We start from the raw sequence: 21,065 nt of genomic DNA on the forward strand, positions 1-21,065 counted from the left end.
AACCATAGAACTAGATCGTAATGACATTAACCGCATTAGACCAATTAAAAAACTTGACCACAATTGTGGCGGATAGCAGTGACTTGAGCGCAATTGAAAAATTTCGTCCTCTGGATGCAACCACCAATCCATCACTGATTACAGCAGCGGCCAGTCAAGTTGAGAACAAGGCCCTGATTGAAGCGGCCTATCAGCAGGCGCAGCAGGAAGGCTATGCGGATGATGCCCTAATTGAACGTACCATTGATATTTTGACCGTCAAATTCGGCGTTGAAATCTTGAAATTAATTGAAGGGCGTGTTTCGACTGAAGTCGATGCGTCCCTGTCTTTTGATACTGCTGCCACCATCGCAAAAGCCAAAGAGTTACTGGCACTATATGCGCAGTATGGGATTGACTCCGATCGCATCCTGATCAAGATTGCATCAACCTGGGAAGGCATTCAGGCCGCAAGAACCTTAGAAGAAGAAGGCATTCATACCAACCTGACCCTGTTATTTGGCCAGCATCAGGCCCATGCCTGCGCTGATGCCAAAGTTACTTTAATTTCACCTTTTGTTGGCCGGATTCTGGACTGGTACAAGAAGGCTGAAGGTGTGGATGCTTATCCAATCGAAAAAGATCCTGGCGTGTTATCGGTTAAAAGTATTTATGAGTTTTATAAAGCCCATGGCATTCAAACCGAAATTATGGGCGCCAGCTTCCGCAGTATCGATCAGGTCTTGGGCTTGAGCGGTTGTGACCTTCTTACCGTTGCACCAAATCTACTGGCAGAACTGAACCATGATCAACGTGAAGTTCAGCCGCAACTTTCAGCGACAGCTATTACTGTGCAGGGTGAATTGAGTCCGATCAGTCAGGCAGCATTTCTGGAACAGCTGAAGCAGGATCAAATGGCCAGTGAACTGTTACAAGGCGGTATTCAGGGTTTTATCAAAGCGCGTGAGCAACTGGCTGCGCTATTAGGTCAAACCTTTCTCAATCCCGTTGAAAGCTAAGCTAAAATCTTAGAAATTTTACCAGCCGATGTTGCTATAATGCCGCATCGGCTTTTTCTTGTGCGAATTCTTCGTGTTTGGTATTACAGATCTCAGTACCTTTATCATTGGCACCACCTTAATTGTGCTCTTGCCCGGCCCCAATTCCCTTTATGTCATGTCCATTGCCTCACGTTTTGGTATCAAGACAGGTTATTTAGGTGCTCTGGGAGTGTATACCGGTGACATGATTCTGATTTTATGTACTGCTTTGGGGGCTGCATCTTTATTGCATGCTTTTCCAATCCTGTTTATTACTTTGAAGATTATCGGCGCCATCTACCTGAGTTATCTGGGGATGAAGCTATTAATTGCCGCCTATAAAACCATTCGTCCAACAGAAAAAGGGACCATTCCGCAGATGAATGCGGCTGATGCTAAAGCTTCGTCTATTCAGCCATTTCGTACTGCATTGACCATCAGTATTTTAAATCCAAAAGCGATTCTGTTTTACCTGTCATTTTTTGTGCAATTTGTCGATCCTCGCTATCCTTATCCAGCATTGACTTTCATTCTGTTGGCTTTAATCTTGCAATTGATTAGCATGACCTATCTGTCCATTCTGATTTTCTCAGGGGTAAAACTGGCCTCCTATTTCAACCAGCATTACAAACTGACAGCCAGTTGTGTGGCCATAGTCGGCATTTTATTCTGTGGTTTTGGGATGAAGCTAGCCAGCTCTACCTTATAAAAGCTTGAAACAGATATTGTCTAAATACGTGAAAAGCGTATGATTTAAACGCTTTTTAAAATTGTGTCATGGACGATGCCAAAACTATTACAAGATCTGTCTCTTACTGCGGTCATTGCCGGCCTGATTACCTGCCTGATTGGCATTAGTGTTTCTGCTGTACTGGTGATTGAAGCTGCACAAAGCTTAGGCGCCAATGCGGCACAAATCAGTTCCTGGTTATGGGCACTGGGAATCGGCATAGGTATCTCTGGTGTGTGGCTGTCCTGGAAATATCAGTATCCTGTTTCTACTGCCTGGTCAACGGCGGGACTAGCTTTGATCATTGCGTCTGCGGGTCATTACAGCCTCGGTGAAGCGATTGGTGCGTTTCTGATTTGTGGACTGTTGACTGCTGCGCTGGGATTCTTAGGAATTTTTGAGCGTATTTTTCATTTTATTCCACAAAGTTTAACCAGTGCCATGCTGGCTGGAGTATTGCTAAAATTTGGTATTTCAGTATTTGGTAGCCTGCAACAGTCCTGGGAATTTGTACTCAGTGTCCTGGCCATTTATCTGATCTCAAAAAAAATCAGCACACGCTATAGCATCGTGATTACCGTATTTACCGCAATTGCGCTCTGCCCTTTCTTTATCGATTTTACAATCCCGAGTTTAAACTGGAGTATGGCCCAGCCGGTCTGGATCCAACCTGAATTTAGTCTACAAGCTGTTCTAGGGCTGGCTTTACCACTGTTGGTGATCAATCTGGCTTCGCAATATCTACCCGGACTGGCAGTAATTAAAAGCTATGGCTATCCACCCAAGGTAAACGGTATTTTAGGCTGGACCGGTATAAGTCAGGCGATACTGGCACCTTTTGGCTGCTTTAGTGTCAATCTTGCTGCGATCAGTGCGGCAGTGAGTCTGGATACTCAAGCTCATCCCGACCCACAGAAACGCTATATTGCAGGCATGAGTTGTGGGCTGTTTTATATTTTGATGGGACTATTTGCAGCGACCTTGACCAGTGTCCTGATGGCATTTCCAGCAATCCTGATTACTATTCTGGCCGGAATTGCCTTATTCGGCACCATTGGGCATAACATCGCGCTGGCTTTTCAGCAAAGCCATGAACGTGAAGCGGCACTGATGACCTTTTTATTCAGCGCATCCAATATTCAGTTTTTCGGGATTGGTTCAGCCTTTTGGGGCCTATTACTGGGATTAATGGTTCATTTTCTATTTAAGCTCAAGCCTCAAGTCACTTAAAATTGATGACTGATCATTAGAATAAAATGACAAATAAGGGCAGCGATCATGTCTGCCTTTTATGAATGTCCTGCGGTCTGGGAAAAAAGGTTGATGACGAGTACACCGGAAATAATCAGTGCAATGCCAATAAGTGCAGGCACATCGAGCGTCTGCTTGAAAAGTACATAACCCACAATTGCAGTCAGAACAATTCCCACACCGGCCCAGATGGCATAAGCGATTCCCAATGGAATGACTTTAATCACTTGCGACAATAAATAAAATGCAATACAGAATAAAACCACGACTGCCAAAGACGGCCATAATTTGCTAAAGCCTTCAGATTTTACTAAAAATGTAGAGCCTGTGACTTCGGCGACAATCGCCAGTGCCAGTAACAGGTAGGCCCACGATACAGGATTCATTTTTCCATCTCCAAAATTTCAGTGTTCATGCTTTGAATAACAAGCCAATTAAAATAGAAAATTAAACTTTAAATAATGCTTATTTTACAGTGAATGCTGGTGCAGAAAATCAAGGGTGCGAATAAAGGTTTGCTGACTCTCTTTTTTGCCCATAAAAAACTGGTATTCATGAATCAGCCAGGCCTTAGATTCCGGATAAAATACCTCGGTCACTGCAATATTCCGGGCCTTGAGTGTCTCTACAAAAGGCAAGGACTGAGTATCGGTCAGAAAGTCTTTATTACCGCCACTGATGAACACCGGCGGATAAGCATTTGAAATATGCTGGATCGGGGAAATCTGCTTTAAAAATTCGACATCATCTTTCTGGTCGCCCGTATAAGCCTGTACCAGATTATAAACGCCCCATTCGACCATTTTGATTTCATCCGGTGCTTTTTGCACAAAGGCCTGTAGATCGTAAATACCACAATGCAAAATCAAGCCTTTGAGCTGCATTGGCTGAATATTTGGACTGAAATTGGATTGTTGTGAAAACTCTGGATTGGTCAACAATGCGGCATAATGACTGGCCAGATTGGCACCGGCAGAATCTCCGGCTAAATACAGTTGTGCTGCATCAATGTAGTAGTTCTCGGCATGCGTGTTGATAAATGCCAACGCCTGATTAATTTGCTGAAGTTGACTCGGATAAGTCACCTGCGGCGCAAACTGATATTGTACAGAAATCACGTTATAGCCTTGCGCCGCCAATAGCTTAAAATAGCCGCGGGCATGTGCCTTGGAACCTGAAATCCAGCCACCGCCATGAATCCAGACAATGGTCGGTCTCGGGCCTAGATTCTGAATATTCTGCGGTTGATATAGATCGAAGCTTAAATCCTGTAGCGGCTGGTACACGATATTGTTCTGTACCCGAACAGTTTCAGGAGCATAACGATCCATCACTTTTTGTTGTAGGCCCGTGGTCATATTGAAGGCACTGGCAATTAGCCTGCTATTTTGTACGGTATTCTGACAGCCCGCTAACATCATCGAGCTGACCAGCACAAGATTTACCGCGATATATCTCACAATTTCAATTTCCCTATATTGATAAAAATCAAGCGCAGGCAGTTTAACTGAAATGCTCAAAAACCAAAAACTTAATCCAGTTCGTTCTGGCAGCAGAGGTGAAAATCCCCAGTTTTTTGCTCGGATTTATTTGCCCATTTCTTTACAGTTTTATGTGAATAATAGTTGTAATTTAATGAGTTTTTTCATTTTTTTAGGTTTTGCAATTGCACCTGTAGAGTCACTGTGCTATCAATGAATCAGAAGCGAACAATAAACATTTGGAGTAAAAAAATCATGGCCTATCAGCATATTTTAGTTCCGGTAGACGGCTCAGAAATTTCTTTTTCCGCAGTACGACATGCTGCAAAAATTGCCAAAGCATTTGGTGGCCAGCTTTCCCTGATCAGCCTGATTGCAGAAGATCCTTTTACTGAAGCTGATTTCTATTACAGCTCATCTATCATGAAGGAATATTTTGTACAGGCGCATGCCAATGCCAAAAATGCCCTGAAAGAAGCCACTGCGATTGCAGCGACTGAAGGTATTGAAGCTCAGTCACGGATCGTCACAGGTCTGGTCAATGCCGAACACATTGCCAAAACTGCTGATGAAGTAAAAGCAGATCTGATTGTTATGGGTTCTCATGGCCGTAAAGGCTTCCAGAAAATGATTCTGGGCAGCTTTGCACAGGATGTTTTAGGTGCCAGTGAAATTCCGGTTCTGATCGTGAAAAAATAATCAAAGCTTTGCGCATCTTCAAGGTGCGCATTACTCGGTTTTCTATATTTGATTTCAAACCAAACCGTACGTTATGGAGATTCACCCACCTAACCCCTATTCTCCTTACTGCAATAATAAATATCAGGAAGCACCATGAATAATTATGATCATCTTCTCGTAGCACTCGATGAGTCCTCGATTTCCTATGCTGCCGCAGAACATGCCCTCGAACTGGCCAAAGTATTTCATAGCCATGTCACCTTACTCAGTGTCATTGCGGTTGACCCTTTTAAGGGCGTAGATTTTTATAAAGTTGCTCCAGCAGTCACAGATTACTTTATGCATGCAGAACAAAATGCGCTTGATCGCTTAAATGACCTGAAACAGAGCTTTGTTCGTGAAGGCATACAGGTCACGACAAAAATCCTGCATGGTATGGCACCTTCAGAAGGAATCTTACAGGCTGCAAATGAATCACCGACTGATGTCATTATTATGGGTTCACATGGCCGTAAAGGTTTGCAAAAACTCATGCTGGGCAGTGTGGCGCAAAATGTGCTGGCACTTTCTGATATTCCAGTACTGGTGGTCAGACAATAACAGGTATTGATGAAAGCCTGAGCTGAGCAGGCTTTTAGCGAAGCTTTTGATTCAGCTCACTCAAGAAGATTTCTGCATCAAGCTGGCTTTGAAATACTTTCTTGTATTCCCCGACCTGCTGAACAGAATGAGGTGTATATTGAATCGAGATTTCAAGTAAGCCATTTTCAGGATTCTTGCTGACATGTACGGCAATAATATGCTGGCTATTTAAATAAAAACCATCTTCAATTTTCACTAACATATCTTAAATGACCTCCAGTAAGTGGATCTCTAAGATCCTTTTACCCTGCTTACAGCTTAATAAATCAGTACTCTTGTCCGTATAGCAATACTGTACACGCTTTGGTTGCCACATAGTGCATCAGCGTATTTCAAATGTATCTAAACCGGCCATTTGAGATCAAAACAGATAAAAAAACCGGATCTTGATGATCCGGTTTTTTTATACAGACTTAATTTTATATGCTTAGCATACTATTTAATGTCTCAGACACATTTTTAGATTTGACCAGTGGCTTCAATACTTCAAGTTGCGCCTTGACTTCACTGCGTTGCGGCTCAGCAAGGGTGTACCAGCGTGACAATACTTGCAGCAGACGTGAGCCCACAATTGGGTTTTTCTGATCTAGATATTTCGCCAGACCAATAAAATGCTGCACACCAAAGCTCCAGGTATTCACCGGGTTGGCGTTCAGACCGCCGCTCACAGCACGGATCCGGTTTGGTACAGCCAGATCATAATCAGGATGCTGGGTCAGATAGGCAATGGTTGCATCGGTTGCTTTTGGATGCGCTGCCTGCACCATAAACCACTGATCTAAAGACAGGGCTTCGTCTTCAAAGCGGCTATAAAAGTCTGCCAAAGCTTCTTCTGCTTGTGGTGCATCGTTCCAGACCAGAACTTTCAGGGCGCCCAAACGTTCAGACATATTACCTGTGTGATATTGCTCATAAGCCAAATCAAAGGCAGATGCATCTCCCTGACGGGCGATCATCGTCAACATGATGTTTCTTAAAGCACGTACACCCATCGCTTGCGAGAATTCAGATTGCAGATCAGGATCCAGATCAAGATACGTCTCTTTGGCTGTTTCACCAAAGGCACGTGCCAGCGTATGCAGCAAAGCCTCACGCTTTTCCTGAATCATGACCGGATTATAGTCCTGATCAATACGGCTGCCCAAATAACCTTCAGACGGCACATCAAACAGACGTGATGCCAACAGCGGATCTTTTTCAATCACACCCGGCAAGGTATTCAACATCGCCGCGATATAAATATCCGCAGGCTGATCATCCAGCAAGATACGCTCTAATAACGTTTGAGTGGCTTGCCACTGGTTAAAACCATTGGTCTCATATTGCAGCAGGAAGGCCAATTCTTGTTCTGAATAGTCAAAGTCCAGATTGACTGGCGCAGAAAAATTACGCAGCAAGGATACCACCGGTTTTGCTGTTACCCCACTAAATTCAATCGTGGCTTGTTCCTGATCAAACAGATACACCCCATCTTTCACGCCATTTTCAAAGAGTGCTTCAGAGTTTAGCTTCAACTGCTCACCGGTTTCGGCATCAAACAGCGCCAAAGCCACTGGAATAGGTACCGCTTTCAGATTCGGATATTTGGCATGGGTTTTCAGGCTTTGCTTCAAGCTAAGACGATAAGTTTGCATTTCAATATCATATTCGGCTTTTACTTCAAGTTTCGGTGTACCCGGCTGGTTATACCAGGTCAGGAAGTTGGATAGATCCACCCCTGAACCTGCGGTGAGCGCGGCCACCCAGTCTTCCACCGTTACCGCCTGACCATCATGACGGCGGAAATACTCATCGGTACCTTGGCGGAATTTTTCCTTGCCCAGCAAGGTCGCCATCATGCGGTTAATTTCCGCCCCTTTTTCATACACGGTTGCGGTATAGAAGTTGTTAATTTCGACAAAATGATCCGGGCGTGGTGGATGGGATAGCGGGCCAGAATCTTCCGGGAACTGATGTGCCTTCAGAACCGCCACATCATCAATACGCTGTACCGCAGCCGACTGTAAATCTTCCGAGAAAGACTGGTCACGGAACACGGTCAAGCCTTCTTTCAAGCAGAGCTGGAACCAGTCACGGCAGGTAATCCGGTTACCAGTCCAGTTATGAAAATATTCATGGGCAATCACCGACTGTACCCGCATGATCGCAGCATCAGTGGTAAATTCTTCATCGGCGAGCACACATGAGGTATTGAAGATATTCAGCCCTTTGTTTTCCATGGCACCCATATTAAATGCACTGGTCGCCACGATCATGTAATTGTCGAGGTCATATGGCAGGCCATAATGCTCTTCATCCCAACGCATGGAATGTTTTAGCGCTTCCATGGCAATCTTGCATTTTGGAATATCTTTTTCTTCTGCATAGATTTCCAGTGCCACATTGCGGCCTTCTGACGTAACATAGGAATCTTTCATCACCGCCAGATCACCAATGACACAGGCAAAGAGATAACTTGGCTTTTTGGTCGGGTCCTGCCAGATGGCGTAATGACGGTTGGCATCAACTTCCCCGGTTTCCAGCAGGTTACCATTGGCGAGTAAAACAGGATATTTCTTGTCTGCTTCGACACGTGTGGTAAAGACCGACAACACATCCGGACGGTCTGGATAGAAGGTAATTTTACGGAAACCTTCTGGCTCATTTTGGGTTACAAACAGATCTGAACTGGCCTGATACAGACCTTCCAGCATAGTATTGCTTTCCGGATGAATTTTCACCACGATTTCAAGCAATACCTGATCAGGTGCATTGGCAATCAGCAGTTGCTCAGCATCCAGACTGTAGTCACTGGCATTGAGTATTTGACCATTTAACTGAATCGATTGCAGTTCCAGATCTCGTCCGAGCAAGACCAGATTACCGGCAGTTTGACGCTGCATCTGCAGTTTGCTGCTGACCAGCGTATGATCCGCATAGACCTGAATATTCAGCTCGATAGAATCGACGATAAAGGAGGGTTTTTGGTAGTCTTTTAAATAAATGGTTTGATCCGCTTCGATCACCGGGTTTGCCGCAATATTCATGTCCTGTCCTAATCTTTATCTTATTCGACATTGTTCATGTCAAAATCATACGCCAAGTTTTAAACGCTGTCTGTGCATTTGTATTGTTCGCTCTAATATGGGCATTGTACGCACCACTTTCAATGCATTTTGCCTAATTGTGCAGCATTCGATTAAGCTTAAGAAATATCTATGCCAAATAAACAGCCAGAATCATAATTTCTTACATTATTATAAATATTTGATTTAAAGATATATATTGATATCCAAATTACACTTCACAAATACAGATTAAAAAATAAGCACACTTCTTGCTAGAGTTAAGCTGTATTTCCCCGCCCTTAAAATTAAAGAATAATGATAACCATGAGGTGAGCCATGTACTTAAAAAAACATATTGTACGAATGGAAAATATCAAAACCCTGCAAACACTGGATCAGGCCAATATTGACCATAAAGTCATTGCACTCTTGATGAGCTGTGAAGGTATTCCTCTTCAGGCACATGAAGTGACTGCCATTCTCAACAGCTACGATGCCCTCGGTACCAAGAAAGTTCCATCTAAAAAAGTTCAAGCCTTAATTCACGCCAAACATCGCGGACAACAAGACGAAACCTTACCATGCCCAGTCTAAAACCCGTCATTTCATGTTTTTAAGATCAGAGCTACTTCGGTAGCTCTTTTCATGTGCGCGTATATTTTTTGCTGACGTAAAATAGCATCAGTCAACTACATTTGCTTCGCATCAGCGGTGTATAATCAAATGCCCGTCCATTCTAAAGTTGCTCGCGCCCATGGTATTCAGTGTTCTGCAAAAACAGCTTGATGAAAGCACCCACTGCCCGCTATGTAAGGCATCGATGTATTGGATTGAGGCGGAACAGTATGATCAGGAGATGAGTTACCATGAATGCAGCCATTGCCAGCATCAGCTTCATCCGGATCAAAAAAATAATTGTTATTGCGCACAGTGTCTGGCCCAACGTAAACGCATGCTCAAGGAAGTCCGTTTACAGGAAAATCGTCTCTATCATAAAAAACAGGACCGGCCGGTTCCTGAGCTCAATCAGCTCAGTTTTATCAATAAACTGTTTCTACTTTCGATTTTAGATGAACAAGTACAGGAATATAGCCAGCACCGCGAATATATCGACTGGCATCAAATTCGCTATTTTTCCATCAGTCCGAACTATCTGTTTCAACATGGTCTGGTCAAAAATATGCTCAGAGAACAGATTTTAATTCCCAAAGATGTGCAACAGGAAAATCAGCACTATTATATTAATGTACGTCTGGATGGCTATTCTGAACCGAGCCTGTTCAGCATTACCCAGCAACTACGCAACTGGTTTTATCAGAACCTGAGTCAAGGTGTGCCCTTTAAAAGTGCAGATGAAGTCAAAGATGCCCTGTATTGTCTGCTATATGAGGAGATCATTCAGTTTGCGCAATTTTACTGTCGTAGCTGGAATGTGCAGATTGCCGGAAATCAGAGCTTTCAGACCTTTTGCTATCGCCTTTTAGATGTCTTGGCAGTGGGACAGATTTATTATCTGGTACAGACCGCACTGGAATATCTATATAAGCAAAAAGCGCTTAAACCACGCAATGAAAATTTTATTAATACCAATCTGCTGAAAAAAACCTTACAACAGTATCGGGAACGTTCTGTCACGGAAAAATGGGAAACCTCTACCCTGCCACGCCCGCCACAACTGGCCTTCAGCAAGATGAGTGAAATCCTGTTTTATCGCTTCCTGGGTTATGATGAGAATATTTTCTTTCAGCCGGTCTGGCGCTCATGGCATAAAATTGAACCGCGCCTGAAATTTTATTCGCAGAAACGTTGTATGCACTGCGGTTCACAGGAGCTTTCGGTGGATTATGATGCCAGTGACTATGTCAGCCTGTTCTGCCGTAGCTGTAAGCATCAGGACCATTATTTTACCCGCTGAGCGAAGATACGACTTAGATTACTTTTTGACAGATGATCATTATGAATACTTCTACGCAAGCACTACAGCACACGCTTCTGGGTCAAATCTGCGAGGCATGGTTAAAGTTACAGCAACATCAGCCATTGGTGCATATCATGACCAATGCCGTGGCCAGTAATTATGTGGCCAATGTGGTGCTGGCTGCCAATGCTTCCCCCGCCATGATCGATAATCCTTTTGAGGCCGAAAGCTTTGCCAAAATTGCAGCTGCGATCAATCTCAATCTGGGTACACCGACCACCGAACAAGTACAGGCCATGCACATTGCTGCGGAAACGGCACATCGTCTGAAAAAACCGTGGGTACTGGATCCGGTTGGTTATGGAACGGTACTGCATTGGCGCTCGAATACGGTAGATCAGTTACTCAATTCCCATCCGACAATTTTACGGGGCAATGCCTCTGAAATTGGTGCTTTGGCCGGCAAGCGGATCGAATCCAAAGGTGTGGACAGTACCATCAATAGTGCCGATGTTTATTTACAGGCACAAAGCTTATTGGCGCATTGTGACTGTGTCGCGATTTCCGGTGAATCTGATTACATCATTTCCAGAGATTATCCGGTAATACAGGTATCAGGCGGATCATATTTACAACCGCGAGTCACGGCCACCGGTTGTGCACTTGGTGCACTGATTGCAGCCTATAGTGCTGTAAGTTCTCCCGCAATCGCAGCACTCGCTGCACATGTGCATTTTGCAATTGCAGGTCAACGGGCTTTTGAACGTGCGCCACAGCTTGGCCGTTTTAATGTGGCTTTTTTGGATGAAGTCCATCAACTTAATACTGAAAGCATCCGACAATACGCCAACTTTCAAATTTTGCCGGGAGCAGTTTAGTTTGCTAACAGCTTTAAGGGATGTTTGCAGGTTTGCATAGACCTGACACCCCACTTTTAGCTGTACATCGCTCACATTTTCTACTAATTTCTGAAGAGATAGGTTGTTTCTGAATCCTACGCTGAAACTATTTTGAGCATAATCGGTGGTTAACTGAACAGGCTTCATATAACTTAATGTAATTTATCTACCGATTTCCGCCAAAGAGATCAAAATTTTGTTTGATCTGTTTTTGCATGATCCAACTGAAATCATATGAATTATAATTTAATTATCCAGCAGGATTTGAATGTTACTTTTAAGCTTTAATTAACAGGCTCTATTGATCAATATCCAGTATGTGATTCTGCTTATGCTGCATTACGAACCTGACTATTAGACTTAAAACTCTAGTGCAATATCAGGCCATTCAGCTCAATATCCAACTTGAGTGATAGTCTGCATCGAATGATAAAAAATCTGTCTGAACAATGACCTCACTTTGTTTTTAATAAGGACATTTGAGAAAAGATGCATTAAAAAAAGTCAGCTGCCACTAGAGCAACTGACCTTCAAGATTTGAACAAAGCAAGTGTTTAAGCCGCGTAATGAATACTAACTGATTTGATACGATTGCTTTCAATTTCAGTGACTTTGAACTGTACACCTTGATAATCCAATTCAGTACCGACTTCGACCACACTGTTGGTTTTATCCAAAATCAGACCCGCAACACTGATATAACCAGCATCTTCATCAATCAGATCAATCATGCCGAGTTCAAGCTCAAGCTGATACAGATCCAGCATACCTGAAGCGATCCAGTGGGAATCGTCAATTCTGACCAAATCAAGTTGTTCGTCTGCATCCGGGAACTCACCGGCAATGGCTTCAAATACATCTAGTGGTGAGATCAAACCCTGTACATTACCAAACTCGTCGCTCACCAAGACCAAAGAGCCTTTAGAGGTACGCAAAGTATTGATCGCATCAATAACTTTCATCTTTTCAAAGATATAAATTGGACGATGGCGTTTGATCAGGGCTTTTAACTCTTCTGGTTCTTCCAGCACATCCAGTAATTCCTTGGCACGTACGATGCTAATCACCTTATCCAGGCTGCCACGACATACCGGAAACAGGCTGTGGGGAACAGATAGAATTCTTTCACGGATCTGTTCCGGGCTATCCTCTAGATCGACCCATGAAATCTGACTGCGCGGTGTCATGATCGAAGCGACTGAACGCTCTGCAAGGGTCAATACCCCGCCAATCATGTAACGTTCTTCATCTGCAAAGGCTTCTTGAGCTTCATTTTTGTCAGTATCAGTGGTTTCCAGCTTGCCGCCCATTAACTTCAAAATAGAATCAGCCGTACGATGACGCAAAGGAATCTTAGATTCATGCTTTGCTGCATTACGCTGGCCGAACTGGTTGAACGCTTCGATCAAGATCGCGACACCAATACCCGAGTAGATATAGCCTTTTGGAATGTGGAAACCAAAACCTTCTGCAATCAGACTGATACCAATCAAAAGCAGGAAGCTTAGACACAGAATCACCACGGTTGGATGACGGTTTACAAAACTGGTCAATGGTTTCGATGCCAGTAGCATTACACCCATCGCAACAATCATTGCAGCCATCATGACGTAAATATTGTCGACCATCCCAATTGCAGTAATCACTGAATCTAAAGAGAATACAGCATCTAAAACCACAATTTGGGCAACAACAGCAGTGAAACTTGCATAAACCACCTTAGTGGTCAATTTGACTTCAGGCTTACCTTCTATCTTTTCATGTAACTCTGTGACGGCCTTATACACCAAGAACAAGCCACCAAATAACAAGATCAAGTCCCGACCGGAGAAGGTCCAGTCAAACAGGGTGATCAACGGCTGAGTCAAAGTGACCAGCCAAGCAATGGCAAACAACAGGCCCAGACGCATCAATAATGCGAGTGAAAGACCGATGACACGAGCTTTATCACGTTGTTCAGGAGGAAGTTTTTCAGCCAGAATGGCAATAAAGACTAGGTTATCAATACCTAAAACGATTTCAAGAATAATAAGAGTAATTAAACCTACCCAAATTCCGGGATCTAATAAAAATTCCATTAGAGAACTACCCCGTTCGAGTAAGCTAGAAATAGAGATGGAAGATCAACGCACGGCGAGGGATCCATTAAATTTAACCTATGTAACTTAAGACCATTCCATTATGCATAAACTGAGTATTTTGTAATGTATTAATTTATAAAAAAATTACATGATTATGATTTTCCTTAGACTTTTTTCATTAATCAGTGTGTATAAAACGCATTAAACTTAATTTTTTCTTCACAAATTATTTTACTTTAATTAAAAATATGCAGTAATTACCATTCATTAGCTCAAACACTTTTAAAGTGAACTAAAAATTCAGCCATCAAATATATACCGATTAAAAAAGCAATCAGTTAAAATAGAGCTTGAAATTTTTGATGGGGAAATTCCTCCACATAACTGCATGGATCCATCAGCAAAATTGTCTGGTTGATTAAAATCAGAGTGATTGCATTTTGGCCGATAAGCGAATCATGCTGTCGAATGACAAACGATTGCGGAAAATGATTCCGCCTCAGAAATATACAATTAAGTATTAATTTTACACAAAATATTATTGCCTTTCATCCGATTTAAAATGGCCATTCTCTGTCCCGAATCAGCGCATATGCAGAACTGCTCGACTTCTGGGGCTATTAAGAAAAACTAAAAAGTGCAATCTCTTTAACATTTTTAAAATAAAGGTTGAAACATGCATAAACTTTTTCATAAAATGGACGGGCCCTAGAAAAATAAATACAAGGAACATTTCATGACTAAGAAATATGCAAAATTTTTACCGTGTACGGAAGAATTTAATTTAGAAAACTTTCCCTATTATTGGGTTACTCAGGTTCATGCTCAATATGTACTTAATGTCGATCACGCACTTAAAAAATATGGTGTAGACAATTCGCGCCGCCGTATCCTTCTTGCCTTAAAATCCAAACCGCATGCGAGTGTATCCGACTTATCAGAGATGGTCGTATCTAAAATGTCGACCACCACTAAAATCGTTTATCGCTTAAAAGATGAAGGTCTGGTTGAGACTTATTCATGTGAAGATGATGCACGAATTACCCGGGTATTTTTGACCGAAAAAGGCATGCAAATGACACATAAGATCAATGATCTGACCAATATAGTACTAGAGCAGTCATTTGAAGGCTTGACGCCTTTGCAAATTGAAAAAACCATGGAAAGTTTACGTCATATTTTTAAAAATCTGGCTCGTTAAAAGTCCTACTTTTTATTTTTAAATAGACGCTGGCGAATTGGCATACTTTCAATAATAAATAATTCACCGGAGCTTTCTAAGAATCAAAAAAGTTCAGTTGTGGGCTGGCTTTTTTGATTTTTTCTTTGGGAACATGTGAACATTCAAACTCTTCTTCCGGAAAGCCGTGTACAAAACTCCGAATATCCGGATGACTCAGTGTCAGCCATTCTTGTAGTCGCTCATGTGGAATTACGATCACCGAACGTTTGATGTTTCCAGGCTCATGAAATTCTTTCATCATCGGATGGTCAATGGCATCCATCGTAATCATGCTGGCAGATCGTACAATTTCCCCTTGTACTCGTGTAATCTCATATACTGCCGCAATAAAAGTCGCCTGACCATCTTGACGTCTTACACCCCAACGCTGTGGTTTATTGTCAAAATATTTGGACTCATAAAACTCGGCAACAGGAATGACCCCAAAATGACATTTGGCAGTGGCTTCAGCAAAGGTTGGCTTTTGCAATAAAGTTTCATTTCTGGCGTTATAGGTCTTGGTAGCTATACTTTTATCTTCTGCCCATTTTGGAATCAGGCCAAAATTTACCAACCGCCATTCCAGTCCTTGAGCTGAATGAAATAACAGCGGTGTAGCATAATTGGGATAGACCTCTTCCGGATATTCAAAGGGAATTTCGGGCAACCCCAGATTATGCAATTGTTCTAAGCTTAAAGGTTTAAAGTTGGCACACATGGCGGATTAATGTAAATCATTCGACCACTCGATTATAACCTGATGTCTGAGCCAAACCTGTAATATTGATATAGATTTGAGTATCATGAATTCGGTATGGTCAACCAGTGTGTCCGGGTAAACTCCTCAAAAATCCAGCGACCATTAAAACGTCCTAGTCCTGAGTTTTTCTCGCCGCCAAAGGGTGCATTAGACTGATCTGCAACACTGATCCCGTTAATATGGGTCATGCCAATATCCAGTTGTGCCGCAAAAGCGCTGCCGCGTTCGATATTTGATGTACAGACTGCACTGGACAAACCGAACTCTGTTGCATTGGCTAGATTTAAAGCATGGGCCTCATCACGTGCTTTTAAGATCGGTAAAATCGGACCGAAGCTTTCTTGTTGTGCTAAATCAGAATCGGCTGCGACGTTAATGAAAATATGCGGATAGACCAGATTTCCTTCAATTCCGCCCTCATATACCAGCTGTGCGCCCTGCTCGCTGCCTGTCTGAATGATCTGTTGATGCTTTTTGACCTGACTCCGATTAATGATCGGCCCGATGATGGTATCTTCCAGATTCGGATCGCCCACTGGAATCATTTTGACCCGATCCAGAAGCTTATCCACATAAGCATCATGAATAGATGCATCGATAACGACCCGATTGGTGCTCATGCAAATTTGTCCCTGATGCATAAAACGCCCCATCAAGGTCAGTTCAACCGCCAGATCAAGGTCGGCATCATCCAGAATCACCAAGGGTGCATTGCCGCCCAGTTCCAATGCCAAACGTTTGATTCTGGAACTGGCCAGAGCTTTACTGCCGACACTTTTCCCCACTTCAGTCGAGCCGGTAAATGAAATCATTTTCGGCACTGAATGCTCGACAAAATAATCCCCGATTTCACTGCCAGCACCGGCAACAATATTCAATGCACCTGGAGGCAAACCGGCTTCTTCAAATAATTTCCCGATTAATGTACCGCCAGTCACCGGCGTATCACTGGCTGGTTTCAAGACAACTGTATTGCCACAGGCAATCGCTGTCGCCACTGAACGCAAGGACAGATGAAATGGAAAGTTCCATGGACTGATGACTGCAATCACGCCTAAAGGTTTACGCAAGACCAAACTTTTCCGTACTGGATCTTTGCTTTCGAGCTGTTCAGTTTTCAGCTGATCTGGAAATGCCAGACTTTCCTGAATAATCCCCAAGGCAGCATCTACCTCAAGGCCGGCTTTAATGCGCGTACTGCCTGATTCAATAATCAGCCAGTCAATGATTTCTGCACGGCGCTGCTGAATAATATTAATTAAATTTTGCAATACTGTTTTACGGACTTCAATGGAATTCAAAACACCCTGTTGAAAAGCCTGTTCTGCTGCCGTATACGCACTGTCTACATCGACAGAGCTGGCAGCTGCAAGACTCATAATTTCGGTTTGGGTAAAAGGATTGATATTTTTTATGATTTTGGTTGAAGTTCCATGTTGCCACTGACCATGAATAAACTGCTGGTCTAAGTCCTGATATACCGTCATCATTTTATTGTTCCTCGCAAGCTTTGCTCCACTTTAAGAGTTCAGCTGAAAAATTTCTAGTCAGAAAGACAGCCGCTTACCATTAGACAATAAAAAAGCCTCCGAAGAGGCTTTTTTAAGTTAGACGGGATTAGTCACCTGTATAACCTTTTAACTTTAAACGTGCTGCATGTAAAAGTGGCTCGGTATAACCTGATGGCTGTTCACCACCTTTAAAGATCAGGTCAGACGCTGCCTGGAATGCAATATTGTTGGCAAAGTCTGCAGACATTGGCGTATACAACGGATCATTGGCATTTTGCTGATCTACAATTTTCGCCATACGCTGCATCACTTCTTCTACTTGCTCACGGCTTACCACACCATGACGCAACCAGTTCGCCACGTGCTGCGAAGAGATACGTAAAGTCGCACGGTCTTCCATTAAACCGACATCGTTGATGTCGAGTACTTTAGAACAACCTACACCTAAGTCTACCCAGCGAACTACATAGCCCAAGATCCCCTGACAGTTATTTTCAAGTTCTTTGGTTTTCTCTTCTTCAGACCAGTTAGTGTCTGTTGCTAATGGTGGCGTTAACAAGTCATCTAGTGACAAGGCTTCAGTTGCCAATAACTCTTGCTGACGATCCGCAACATTAATCTGATGATAGTGAATCGCGTGAATTACCGCACCTGTTGGTGATGGCACCCATGCACAGCTCGCACCTGCTTCCGGATGTTCAGTTTTGGTTTTATACATGTCGAGCAACATGTCTGGTTTTGGCCACATGCCTTTACCGATTTGCGCTTTGCCACGTAAACCTGCTTGCAGACCGATCATCACGTTACGGTTTTCATAAGCCGGGAACCAGATCTGACCTTTGACTTCGCCTTTACGTACGAATGGGCCTGCTTCCATAAAGGTATGGATTTCGTCACCGGTACGGTCCATGAAGCCTGTATTGATGAAAATAGTACGGTCTTTGGCTTGTGCAATACAGTTCTTCAGGTTTACAGAAGTACGGCGCTCTTCATCCATAATCCCGATTTTTAAAGTTTTTGCAGGCAAACCCAGTACCTGTTCCGCACGTTCAAACAATTCAACGGCAAATGCCACTTCTTCAGGACCATGCATTTTTGGTTTAACGATATACATTGAACCTTGACGCGAGTTCTTAATGGTATTTTCACCTTTGATGTCGGCAAAAGACAACAAAGGTGTAATCAAGGCATCCATGATGCCCTCAAAAATCTCTGCACCATCGACCAAAATGGCAGGGTTTGTCATCAAATGACCGACATTACGCAGCAACATCAATGAACGACCATGAACCTTGGTTTCACCACCTTCCACATTTTTGAAAGTACGGTCTGCATTCAGTGTACGGGTAACTGTTTTACCATTTTTCTGAATGGACTCTTCTAAAGTGCCTTTCATCAGACCTAACCAGTTACGATAGCCTTCCACTTTTTCTTCAGCATCAACCGCTGCAATCGAGTCTTCCAAATCCTGAATGGTGGTAACCGCAGCTTCAAGAACTACGTCTTTTACGCCAGCGGCATCAGTCTGGCCAATCGGGCTCGTTGCATCAATTTGCACAATAACGTGCAGACCGTTATTTTTAAATACGATTTCAGTCGGTGCTGACGCTTCGCCATTGAAGCCAACAAATTTAGCGCTATCCGCAACAGTCGTTGTAGAACCATCTTTTAATGTTACAACCAGTGCGTTGCCATCAACTGCATATTGAGTTGCGTCTGCGTGCGAACCTTGTGCCAATGGGAAAGTTTCGTCAAGGAAGTTTTTCGCAAATGCGACAACTTTCTCACCACGTTTCGGGTTATAGCCTTTACCTTTTTCCGCGCCATCTTCTTCAGAGATCACGTCGAAACCATAAAGTGCATCGTAGAGAGAACCCCAACGTGCGTTGGCTGCGTTGAGGCAGTAACGTGCATTACGTACCGGTACCACCAGCTGTGGGCCGGCCAATACGGCAATTTCTTCGTCTACATTTTCAGTGCTGATTTGAAAATCTTCTACTTCTGGTAACAAGTAGCCAATTTCAGTCAAGAAAGCTTTGTAAGCTTGTAATTCAAATGTGTTATTGCGGTGCCATTCATCGATTTTCGCTTGAATGTCATCACGCTTAGCCAAAAGTGCTTTATTTTTAGGGCTAAGATCAACAACGACTTGTTCAAAGTTTTTCCAGTAAGTTTCACTATCCAAACCAGAACCTGGTAGTGCTTCATTTTCGATAAAATCGTAAAGTTCTTTAGCAATCGCTAACTTGCCTTTTTGAATACGTGCAGTCATTGTCTTTCCTGATATTGCTACTTTTTATACAAGAGATTCTAGTATACCGATTAAAATCTAGCTGAATAGTATTATCAAATTGCTAAATACTGAGCATTTTTCATAATATGAGTACCCTCATAAACATATCAGACGTCGCTCAGCCGCATTGAGATATCATTCTGCTAAATACCCTAATGACAGTGTATAAAGTTTTCGAAATGTAGAAATTAGACTTAAGTTCAGATTTTCGAGTAAAAATTATGCATTCTAGTTATACACGATCATATTTAGATCAAGATTAAGCCATGTTTGGCCCTAGTTGTCGATCAATTACCTGCTTATTTTTATAAAAAAGCGCCAGTCAATGACCAGCGCTTTTATTCTGCTTCCTACTCACTCGAGATAGTTTTCTGAATCTGACGATGTTCAGAATTCAGATATTCATCCGACTGCATTTCCAGTAAACGTGAACGCGTCCGTTCAATTTCAAAGACCAGTTTTTCACCTTGGTAAATATCAATAATATTGTCTTCCGAGGTCAATAACAGTTTGACACCACGGTCATAGAACTCATCGACCAGATAAATAAAACGGCGCGTCCCATCATTGAGGAAATCGGTCAGGTGCGGCACATTACTGACTAAAACCGTATTATAAATATTGGCAATTTCAATAAAGTCAGCCGGGCTACGTGGTTTTAGACACAGCTCAGAAAACTCGCACCACAATACATCTTCGGTATGTGACACAGTTTCCACAATACGGTTATTGATGATAATCGGCTCTTCAGAGCAGGTTTGTGTCTGAGTCAAAGCGCTGAAACGTTGCGCAATCCAGTTTTTATGATCATGGGTTAATGGGAATTTGAATAACTGCGCCTGTTTTAATACGCGTAAACGGTAATCGACGCCGGCATCGACGTTTAACACCACACAGTTTTTCTTGACCAGTTCAATCGTCGGCAGGAAACGGTCACGATGAATCCCGTTTTTATACAAACCATCTGGGGCAATGTTCGAAGTTGCAACCAAAGTAATCCCGCGTTCAAACAGTTTCTGGAACAGATCACTCAGAATCATGGCATCGGTGACATTGGATACAAAGAACTCATCGAAACAGATAATCACCGCGTCTTTATAAATCTGATCCGCGACCAGATCCAGCGGATTACGCTGCCCAGAGAGCTTATTTAATTCACGATGCACATGCTGCATAAAGTGGTGAAAATGCATCCGGGTTTTACGGCGAAATGGAATCGAATCATAAAACTGATCCATTAACCAGGTTTTGCCACGACCCACACCACCCCACATATACACGCCATTGGGAGAAGTCTGACGGCGAAAACGGCGAAAGGCTTTTTTCGAGGCCTTAAAACGCTGAATCAATTCCAGCCAGACACGATTCAGTTCATGTACTGCCATTGCCTGTGCATCATCAGGCATAAACTGTCCCGAAGATATTGCTTGTGCATAACGTTCTGCAGGAGAAATCGGACTAAAGGCGGTGCTGTGCTGTGAATTAAAATCGGACATAGAGTTTCGTACTATTTGGGATCAATTTAATTAT

18 protein-coding genes are annotated in these 21,065 nt (G+C 43.0%); 9 read left to right on the forward strand and 9 right to left on the reverse strand.

Annotated features, from left to right (window positions below; genetic code table 11):
- The first annotated feature begins 20 nt into the window (after window positions 1-20).
- The 3 genes from tal (at window position 21) to KT990_RS00325 (ending at window position 2,979) form a co-directional block, all read left to right on the forward strand.
- Window positions 21-998 (forward strand): transaldolase, encoded by a 978-nt coding sequence (gene tal / locus KT990_RS00315; protein WP_100535289.1) that lies wholly within the window; start codon window positions 21-23, stop codon window positions 996-998.
- Between the two features lie 73 nt (window positions 999-1,071).
- The gene (leuE, locus tag KT990_RS00320; protein WP_218208943.1) at window positions 1,072-1,728 is read left to right on the forward strand and encodes a leucine efflux protein LeuE; all 657 of its coding nucleotides are present in this window, start codon (window positions 1,072-1,074) and stop codon (window positions 1,726-1,728) included.
- Between the two features lie 75 nt (window positions 1,729-1,803).
- Window positions 1,804-2,979, forward strand: a complete 1,176-nt coding sequence (locus tag KT990_RS00325) for a benzoate/H(+) symporter BenE family transporter (protein ID WP_218208944.1) — start codon at window positions 1,804-1,806, stop codon at window positions 2,977-2,979.
- Between the two features lie 59 nt (window positions 2,980-3,038).
- Here KT990_RS00325 and KT990_RS00330 read toward each other — a convergent pair whose 3' ends face one another.
- The gene (locus KT990_RS00330; protein WP_005097280.1) at window positions 3,039-3,386 is read right to left on the reverse strand and encodes an SMR family transporter; all 348 of its coding nucleotides are present in this window, start codon (window positions 3,384-3,386) and stop codon (window positions 3,039-3,041) included.
- Window positions 3,387-3,470: 84 nt separating this feature from the next.
- Entirely contained in the window at window positions 3,471-4,421 is a 951-nt protein-coding gene (locus KT990_RS00335; protein ID WP_218944654.1) for an alpha/beta hydrolase, read from the reverse strand.
- A 315-nt stretch (window positions 4,422-4,736) separates the two neighbouring features.
- Between KT990_RS00335 and KT990_RS00340 the strand changes: the two genes are divergently transcribed.
- Together KT990_RS00340 and KT990_RS00345 are read left to right on the forward strand one after the other, a co-directional pair.
- Window positions 4,737-5,180, forward strand: coding sequence for a universal stress protein (locus KT990_RS00340; RefSeq protein ID WP_005170452.1), 444 nt, complete (start codon window positions 4,737-4,739; stop codon window positions 5,178-5,180).
- Window positions 5,181-5,315: 135 nt separating this feature from the next.
- The gene (locus tag KT990_RS00345; protein ID WP_005097283.1) at window positions 5,316-5,762 is read left to right on the forward strand and encodes a universal stress protein; all 447 of its coding nucleotides are present in this window, start codon (window positions 5,316-5,318) and stop codon (window positions 5,760-5,762) included.
- Window positions 5,763-5,796: 34 nt separating this feature from the next.
- Here KT990_RS00345 and KT990_RS00350 read toward each other — a convergent pair whose 3' ends face one another.
- Together KT990_RS00350 and pepN are read right to left on the reverse strand one after the other, a co-directional pair.
- Window positions 5,797-6,006 carry a hypothetical protein gene (locus KT990_RS00350; RefSeq protein WP_005097285.1) on the reverse strand — a complete coding sequence of 70 codons (210 nt, stop codon included), beginning with the start codon at window positions 6,004-6,006 and terminating at the stop codon, window positions 5,797-5,799.
- Window positions 6,007-6,223: 217 nt separating this feature from the next.
- Window positions 6,224-8,830 carry an aminopeptidase N gene (pepN, locus tag KT990_RS00355; protein WP_218208945.1) on the reverse strand — a complete coding sequence of 869 codons (2,607 nt, stop codon included), beginning with the start codon at window positions 8,828-8,830 and terminating at the stop codon, window positions 6,224-6,226.
- Between the two features lie 357 nt (window positions 8,831-9,187).
- Here pepN and KT990_RS00360 point away from each other — a divergent pair, with 357 nt between their 5' ends.
- From KT990_RS00360 to thiM, 3 genes are all read left to right on the forward strand, one after another.
- On the forward strand, window positions 9,188-9,445 hold the full coding sequence (locus KT990_RS00360; protein WP_005097289.1) for a hypothetical protein: 258 nt from the start codon (window positions 9,188-9,190) through the stop codon (window positions 9,443-9,445).
- Window positions 9,446-9,605: 160 nt separating this feature from the next.
- Window positions 9,606-10,766 carry a hypothetical protein gene (locus KT990_RS00365; RefSeq protein ID WP_005170446.1) on the forward strand — a complete coding sequence of 387 codons (1,161 nt, stop codon included), beginning with the start codon at window positions 9,606-9,608 and terminating at the stop codon, window positions 10,764-10,766.
- A gap of 32 nt (window positions 10,767-10,798) precedes the next feature.
- Window positions 10,799-11,647, forward strand: coding sequence for a hydroxyethylthiazole kinase (thiM, locus tag KT990_RS00370; protein WP_218208946.1), 849 nt, complete (start codon window positions 10,799-10,801; stop codon window positions 11,645-11,647).
- 575 nt (window positions 11,648-12,222) lie between these two features.
- Here the strand turns inward: thiM and KT990_RS00375 are convergent.
- On the reverse strand, window positions 12,223-13,746 hold the full coding sequence (locus KT990_RS00375) for a TerC family protein (protein WP_005097293.1): 1,524 nt from the start codon (window positions 13,744-13,746) through the stop codon (window positions 12,223-12,225).
- A 739-nt stretch (window positions 13,747-14,485) separates the two neighbouring features.
- On the opposite strand from KT990_RS00375, the gene KT990_RS00380 reads away from it, so the two are divergent.
- A complete protein-coding gene (locus KT990_RS00380; RefSeq protein WP_005097294.1) occupies window positions 14,486-14,950 on the forward strand; it encodes a MarR family winged helix-turn-helix transcriptional regulator in 465 nt (154 codons plus the stop codon).
- Between the two features lie 76 nt (window positions 14,951-15,026).
- On the opposite strand, the gene KT990_RS00385 is transcribed toward KT990_RS00380, so the two are convergent.
- The 4 genes from KT990_RS00385 to zapE all read right to left on the reverse strand — a co-directional run bounded on the left by KT990_RS00385 (window position 15,027) and on the right by zapE (window position 21,031).
- Complete coding sequence (locus KT990_RS00385) at window positions 15,027-15,689, reverse strand: SOS response-associated peptidase family protein (RefSeq protein WP_159516015.1); 663 nt, start codon at window positions 15,687-15,689, stop codon at window positions 15,027-15,029.
- Between the two features lie 83 nt (window positions 15,690-15,772).
- Window positions 15,773-17,221 carry an aldehyde dehydrogenase family protein gene (locus KT990_RS00390; protein WP_218208947.1) on the reverse strand — a complete coding sequence of 483 codons (1,449 nt, stop codon included), beginning with the start codon at window positions 17,219-17,221 and terminating at the stop codon, window positions 15,773-15,775.
- A gap of 127 nt (window positions 17,222-17,348) precedes the next feature.
- Window positions 17,349-19,514 (reverse strand): malate synthase G, encoded by a 2,166-nt coding sequence (locus KT990_RS00395; RefSeq protein ID WP_180001811.1) that lies wholly within the window; start codon window positions 19,512-19,514, stop codon window positions 17,349-17,351.
- Between the two features lie 371 nt (window positions 19,515-19,885).
- Entirely contained in the window at window positions 19,886-21,031 is a 1,146-nt protein-coding gene (gene zapE / locus KT990_RS00400) for a cell division protein ZapE (protein WP_005097301.1), read from the reverse strand.
- Window positions 21,032-21,065: the final 34 nt, after the last annotated feature.

Source organism: Acinetobacter sp. F9 (assembly GCF_019195275.1).
Classification (GTDB): domain Bacteria; phylum Pseudomonadota; class Gammaproteobacteria; order Pseudomonadales; family Moraxellaceae; genus Acinetobacter; species Acinetobacter pseudolwoffii.